We start from the raw sequence: 6958 nt of genomic DNA, 5'->3' as shown, positions 1-6958 counted from the left end.
CCTTATGACTTCAGAGTCTAAAGCTCAGGAAGTCGCAGATGCCATCCAGTACTCACGCTTTTCCAACCAACCATTTTAAGCGTGTAAGAAAGAAATCAGAGTCACCCTTCGATATTTGGAAGGTTAACTCTTCGAATTTGTCTTCCTAATCGAACAACCCTTTTTATCACTGTAAAAGCGATAAAAAGGGTTGTCGTTCATCTGGCAGACACAACGTGCTCTCCAAACTTTTTATCTTAATGCTATGGAAAAACATAAACGTTACGAAGCACTGACGAAAGATCGATACCAAGAGATTTACCGTCTCGCGTATTGGTTATGCAAAGATCACCACCTTGCTCAAGATTTAGCGCAAGAAACCTTTCTGAAAGCGTGGCGATTCTTTGATAAATTAAATGACCCCAACGCCGCGAAGTCTTGGCTCATTACTATTTTGCGTCGTGAGAATGCTCGGCGCTTTGATAGAAAACAGTACGATTTTGTCGACATTGATGAGTGTGCAATACAGACAAAAACCTACCCTGGCAGTGACTACGACATGGCCCAAGATTGGCTTCAAAAACAAATGATGATTCTCGAACCCAAATACCGAGAGCCGTTGCTCTTGAGCTTAGTGGCAGGGTTGAATCATGATGAAATTGCCCAAGCCTTGAGGCTCAACCACAACACAGTGGCGACTCGATTATTCAGAGCGCGTAATCAGATCATCGCACAGAAGGAGAGTCATTAAGACACAAAAAGTAGTCAATCATGTAAACTAACTGGCTATGCTCCGGTCTATTTCATAAGTCGTTACACAACTCGACGCTTTAACGCTTTACATCAAGCGCGACTAGATGAACACTTCTTGTCAAAGTACAATAACAGCCGACATAGAGTAGAGTCAGTAAAACATTATGAGTAACACGACGGCGAAAAAGCCGAATCCCTTATTTGAAATCCTTTTCAACGTATTTATCCCTTCCTTCATTTTGATGAAGTTTAGTGGCGATGAGCATCTAGGGACAGCAATGGCGCTGGTTGTCGCTTTGCTATTTCCTATCATTTATGGCGGTATGGACCTTGTCCGTAACAAGAAATTTAACTTTATTTCTGCTCTGGGCTTTATCAGTGTTCTACTAACTGGTGGCATCGGCTTGTTAGAGCTTGATACACGCTGGTTAGCACTAAAAGAAGCCCTGATTCCTGGCCTGATCGGTTTAGCGGTTTTGGGTTCAACGTTTACCCGCTACCCGCTGATGCAGAAGTTAGTACTGAATGACACTGTGTTGAACCTCGCGTTGATTAACCAACGTTTAAAAGAAAATGGTAAAACCGATGCGTTCGAACGTTGCCTTATGTCTTCTAACTACCTGTTTGCAAGTACTTTTGCGTTCTCATCTGCAATGAACTACTTCCTTGCGACTTGGATTGTGACTAGCCCTTCTGGTACTGCTGCCTTTAACGAAGAGTTAGGAAAAATGACGCTGTACAGTTACCCAATGATTGCCATCCCAAGTATGTTGATGATGTTCGGTATTTTTTATTACATTTGGCGTCAAGTACGTGCGATGACATCGCTCGAAACAGAGCAAATCTTCCATCTAAAATAGCCCTATCATTACAAATAAACCCATAAAAAAGGGAGGATTTTATCCTCCCTTTTCTCAACAGGCCCACTGTAATTCACAGCGTCAAAATGATTTTTCCTGACACTGCTGACGAGCGTCGCTCAACCATTTCAATCGCTGTTTGAAAGTCCTCTAACGACAGATCATATGCAACGTTTAACTTTATGTCGCTGCTAATAAAGTGTTCTAACATTTCAGCGAACACCGTCTTTCTCCCGCCTTTACCTACCGATTCTTCCCAATACCGCAAAAAGAATGTACTAAAGTCGATGTTGTTGGCCTTCATCGATTCAAAAAACTCAGGCGTATAAGGCGTTAACGACAATGTTCCGTAGTTGATGTATTGGCCGTTTTCTTTCAAGGTACGAATGAGATCCGTGCCAGCCTCACCACCTATCGCGTCCAGAGCGACCGTTGGTTGTGGCAGTTGGCGCGTTTGCAGCTGCGCTTGTAAGTCTTTCTTCGCGTCCAACACTGGAATAGTATCGTACGGATACTCGTCTGGCTTTGAGGTCACAGCAATCAGTTTAAAACCCAGTGAATGGGCGAGCTGGGCAAATATCTTACCGATCGCTGACCCTGCTGCATTGATGATCACCACATCATCTTTGTTCAACTTAGCCACTTTAGTGGTGATAACCCACGCGGTTAGCGCGTTGATGTACAACTGGCAGGCATAGCCGTTATCCAAACTTTCAGGTAACGGAAAAAGATTCTCGGGCGAAGCATCGATGTAGTATTGCCAAGTCCCACTCATCGCCACCAACACTTTTTGCCCAACTTGAAAGCCAGTTTGACCAACAGCACTGACTTCCACCACACGCCCAACCGCTTCAAACCCCGGCACGCGAGGTGGTACGTGAACGCGGCGGTATTGCCCAACACCATGAATGGAAAGCAAGTCACTTGGGTTAATATTGGTGGCTTCCAGTCGCACCCGAACCTTGCCCTGAGCAAGCGGTTTGAGGGGCTCTTTTTCCAACGACAGCGACGTTTTGGGTTGACCAAAACAGAATTGATTCACTCGAGTATTTATCGTTGGTGCCATTGTTATTCATACCATGTAATTGAAATTCAAAAAGGAAGTTTCGCGACTTCCACTCAAAAGCATTAAGTGAAGTCGAAGCTCTGTATTTCTACCTGCGCGATGCGCCGTTCACTCTAAACTGTTGTGGCGTCATATCAAAATAGGCTTTAAATGCTTTGATGTAGGATGAGTCATTTTGATAACCCACTAGGTCTGCAATGGCTTGGATTGGCAACGATTCATCTAACAAAGAAAGCGAGTAAATTAGCCGAATTTGTTGCCGCCAAAGTAGAAATGAAGTGTTGAATTCCTTGGCGAACAGCCGTGATAAAGTACGCTCAGACGCCCCAATTTTCTCCCCCCACTCTTTTAGCGAACAGCTCAACGCTGGCTCGTCAGTCAGTCGCTCGAAAATCAGTTTTAGTCGTCTATCTTGTGGCAGCAATAACTGAAATGTCTGCACGTTGCGTTTCAAAATTTGATCATGCAGCACCGCCAGTAAATGCAACACTTCTTCGTGGCTTGTCTCACCTTCACACAGTCTGCGGATCTCTTGTAAAAGCTCATTTAAAAACGACGTTAAAGCAATGGTTCTCACTTGTTGCTCGTACGTTGCGCCAAACTCAGGGTTGAGGTAAATGCCAACAAATATCGTGTTGCTTAGAGCAATCGACTCGTGTTGAACACCCGCAGGAACAAATAACGCAGAGGTGTGCGGAACCAAGTGCTGATAATGCTCAGTTTGTGTTTGCAATAACCCTTTGATAGGAAAGATGATTTGATGCCAAGTGTGTTGATGCAGCGCATCAATGTAACCTTTTGGCATGTCGATGGTTTTCACCAAAACAGGAGAATGGGGATTCGCGTCCATCATCTTATTGGAGGTGACGACGCCTGACTTCGAATCAATTTGGCGAGTTAGCATTGTTAGTTGTCTTTTCATCCCTACTCCGACACACGTTTAATAGGCTATCATGCTCCGCATCGCGAATGAAGGTAAACACTTTATCTCTCATTCAAATAATAAGGAGGTTATATGAAGAAAATCGGCGTCGTAAAAGCTGTGCTAGCAGGGAAAACCGTCCCTTATGCTCATGGAGCGCAAAGCGCAATCAACAAACAAGTGCTACCTGAGCGCCAGCACGCAACAGAGCTTGGTTTTACCAGTGATGAGCAAGGTGATCCGCGCTTTCATGGTGGCATTCAAAAAGCGCTTCATATTTACCCAAGCGAGCACTACCCAATCTGGCAACAAGAATTAGGCAAAAGACCAATTTTCCAATCCGCCGGCGGCTTTGGCGAAAACATCAGCTCCGAAGGCGTCACCGAATCCACGATTTGCTTGAAAGATAAAATTCGCATCGGCTCAACACTACTGGAAGTGTCGCAAGGTCGCATGCCTTGTTGGAAACTTAACGTACGTTTTGACCAACACGACATGGCGAGAAGACTGCAAGATACGCTTCGAACAGGCTGGTATTTCCGAGTGTTGGAAGAAGGCGATATCGGTGCAGGTGACGAGATTATTCTGTGCGAAAGACCTTATCCAGAATGGCCACTGGCTCGCATCATGGGCGCGGTTTTCACTGGCTGTTTAGATAGAAAAGAACTCACTCAGCTGTCTGAGCTGCCGTTAGTCGAGTCTTGGGGCAAGTTGGTCGAGCGCCGCCTAGAAACTGGCGAAGTTGAAGATTGGGAAATGCGCTTGGTTGGCCCAACTGTGGGTTAACACCCCAAAGTAAAATTTAAGCCACGCTCTGAACCGACTATGCCGTCAGAGCGTGTTTTTTTGGTTTACTTCGCACTCGGGGCTGGGCGTTTCGACTTACCTTGAAACTGCTTAATGCTCTTCTTAGCATTAGTTCGGCGGTTGGCTTTTTTATCGCGTGGCGCGCGTTTGCTCTCGCCAGTTGATGGCTTATCCGTTACTGGAAAACCAACCAGATCTTGCACTGGCAATGCACGTTGAGTCAGGTGACGAATCGCGTTTAGTGCGTCCATTTCACCATGACATACCAATGACATCGCCACACCTTGTTCGCCTGCGCGAGCAGTACGTCCTACTCGGTGAACATAAGTTTCTGCATGCATTGGTAGTTCAAAGTTGATCACTACAGGTAATTGCTCAATGTGAATGCCGCGCGCTAGTAGATCAGTGGCAATCAACACCTGAATTTGCCCAGATTTAAACTGCGCCAGTGCTTCTTCTCGCTCTGCTTGGCTCTTGTCACCATGCAGTGCATTGGTTGAGATGCCCGCTTTATTCAGCTTTTTCGCTAAGCCATCAGCATTCTCTTTCGCACCAATAAAGACTAACGCCTGAGTCCACGCGTTTTTTTGAATCAGTTCAATCAATGCCTTGGTTTTACTGCCCTTATTGACCAAATACAACGTTTCAACGATGTCTTGATTTGTGCTGTTTTCTTGATGCGCTGCGACTTGCTTTGGTGCCTGCATAAGTAGCTTCGCTTTGCCCTTTAACTCATCTGAAAACGTAGCCGAGAACATTGCCGTTTGACGCTGGTTTGAAATCAGCCCCGCAATATTTTGTACGTCAGGCCAAAAGCCCATATCCAATAGACGATCCGCCTCATCCAACACTAGGTAATGGATATTGCTTAAGTCTAAACCGTTGTTTGCCAGATCAACCAAACGACCAGTCGTCGCGACAAGGATATGAGGATTTGTCGCTAGCGCCTGCTGTTGTTGCTCTTTATCAACGCCGCCACACAAACACACTGTGTTGAGGTCAAGAGCTTGACCAACTTGGTTAATTGCTTCACTCACTTGCATTGCCAGCTCACGAGTTGGCACAAGAATCAGCGCTTTTTGCTCTGGATTGACACCCAGCTTTTCCAACAAAGGCAAACCATAAGCAAGGGTTTTGCCGCTGCCTGTATTTGCCAAAGCCAATAGATCTTGACCAGCCAACAGCTCAGGAATGGCCAACGCTTGAATATCGGTCGGTTTCTTGAAGTCTTTTGGCAGTGCGTGAATCAGCTCAGAACTCAATGAGAGAGTAGAAAATGGCATTAGCGAAACCTTGTACTTTTGGTTGAAGAGGCAATAAAAACAATGAAGATGCGGTAAAACGCAGGCGCGGACTTTACCACAATCTGTTAGGTGAACCATCCTATTTTAGGCGCTTAAACCAAGCGGCGCCGATGCAAATCTTCAGAAAACAAAAAAGCGCAAAAAAGCCGTTAGTCTGTACTGCCACAGAGCTAACGGCTAAAAACCCTTGAAGAGAACGCTTCGTCAGCCTTTCACTGCGGCTGAAAAGAAATGTGCAGTTTATTAAAGCACAGCTTTACGATTCGGTAAGAACACTTCACCCAACATGCAACGAACCGAACCACCACCAATAGATTCTATGGTAGAAACGTCGAATGGCAGCAATTTACCGTGCGTTGCCAATTGCTTTCTTTGTGCTGGTGAGAATGCATCGTACGCCGATTGCGACATCGCAATCACCTTATCGCCGTTGATCGTTTCTAGTTGCAGAATGTTACCGCAGAACTGGTTCATCTGATCAAGCGAAATTGAGATGACTTGCTTGTCTTTGGCGAGTGACTTCATTACAAAACGACGCTCAAATTCTGGGATCACTTCGTCACAAATCACGCAAAACTGTTCGCCAACCGCCATCATCACATTGGTGTGATAAATCGGCGCACCAGACGGCAAACGAGTTTGGAAAGAAATCACTCGTTCATAGCCAATACGATCGGCGTAATCTTCTAAAACCAGACGATCACAACGTTGTGAGAGTGCGGCGTAGACCGTTTTATTTAGGTGGTCAAACACCATCACACCCGTGCTTTCTAAATACGCTTGCTCGTCAAGATATTCAGTTAGACTGCTGCGTCGATGAACTTCTCGCCCTGCTTGCGCTAGTGCTGCCACAAGTGCATCGGGACGTACTTCTTTTTGACGGTTTTCACAGGCCATTGGAAAGGTGTACAACGTGCCATCTGGCGTAGTGCTAAACCAATTGTTTGGAAATACCGCGTCTGGCGTTGCAACATCTGAAGTTGGATAATCAAATTCAACAACTTGAACGCCCTCTTGACGCAGCGTTGCAACCATACTCGCGAACTCGGCCATTACTCGACGTGAGACTTCTTCTTGGCTGAGTGACACTTTATGTTGGAACTCATTATCTTGTGCGGTTTCTTCATTAAAACGAAACTCTTTCGGTGGCACCATCACTACGCAGTTCGCGGTTTGGCGCTGAGCACTTTGCGTGCTTTCTTCTTTCCCATTAGCAAATTGGGTCACTGATTCGTGTAATAGCATCCAATACATTCCTTATCACTAG

General features: G+C 45.7%; 7 protein-coding genes. 3 read left to right on the top strand and 4 right to left on the bottom strand.

Annotated elements, in window-relative coordinates; translation table 11 throughout:
* Window positions 1-199 precede the first annotated feature (199 nt).
* Together CAG68_RS17145 and CAG68_RS17140 are read left to right on the top strand one after the other, a co-directional pair.
* A complete protein-coding gene (locus CAG68_RS17145) occupies window positions 200-730 on the top strand; it encodes a sigma-70 family RNA polymerase sigma factor (RefSeq protein ID WP_255209459.1) in 531 nt (176 codons plus the stop codon).
* Between the two features lie 166 nt (window positions 731-896).
* Window positions 897-1592, top strand: a complete 696-nt coding sequence (locus CAG68_RS17140; protein ID WP_005383527.1) for a VC0807 family protein — start codon at window positions 897-899, stop codon at window positions 1590-1592.
* A 73-nt stretch (window positions 1593-1665) separates the two neighbouring features.
* Here CAG68_RS17140 and CAG68_RS17135 read toward each other — a convergent pair whose 3' ends face one another.
* Window positions 1666-2658: an alcohol dehydrogenase catalytic domain-containing protein gene (locus CAG68_RS17135; RefSeq protein ID WP_161441405.1), complete on the bottom strand. Its 993-nt coding sequence runs from the start codon at window positions 2656-2658 to the stop codon at window positions 1666-1668.
* 88 nt (window positions 2659-2746) lie between these two features.
* Complete coding sequence (locus tag CAG68_RS17130) at window positions 2747-3562, bottom strand: helix-turn-helix domain-containing protein (protein WP_161441406.1); 816 nt, start codon at window positions 3560-3562, stop codon at window positions 2747-2749.
* A 111-nt stretch (window positions 3563-3673) separates the two neighbouring features.
* Between CAG68_RS17130 and CAG68_RS17125 the strand changes: the two genes are divergently transcribed.
* Window positions 3674-4366, top strand: a complete 693-nt coding sequence (locus CAG68_RS17125) for an MOSC domain-containing protein (protein ID WP_158173296.1) — start codon at window positions 3674-3676, stop codon at window positions 4364-4366.
* Window positions 4367-4431: 65 nt separating this feature from the next.
* Here the strand turns inward: CAG68_RS17125 and CAG68_RS17120 are convergent, their stop codons facing one another.
* A complete protein-coding gene (locus CAG68_RS17120) occupies window positions 4432-5670 on the bottom strand; it encodes a DEAD/DEAH box helicase (RefSeq protein ID WP_025504226.1) in 1239 nt (412 codons plus the stop codon).
* A 264-nt stretch (window positions 5671-5934) separates the two neighbouring features.
* Window positions 5935-6936, bottom strand: coding sequence for an arginine deiminase-related protein (locus CAG68_RS17115; protein ID WP_033906610.1), 1002 nt, complete (start codon window positions 6934-6936; stop codon window positions 5935-5937).
* Window positions 6937-6958: the final 22 nt, after the last annotated feature.

It is taken from the genome of Vibrio sp. V42_P2S4T144 (genome assembly GCF_009904715.1).
In the GTDB taxonomy this organism is placed as follows: domain Bacteria; phylum Pseudomonadota; class Gammaproteobacteria; order Enterobacterales; family Vibrionaceae; genus Vibrio; species Vibrio alginolyticus.
This window is presented reverse-complemented; position numbering and strand designations above follow the sequence as displayed.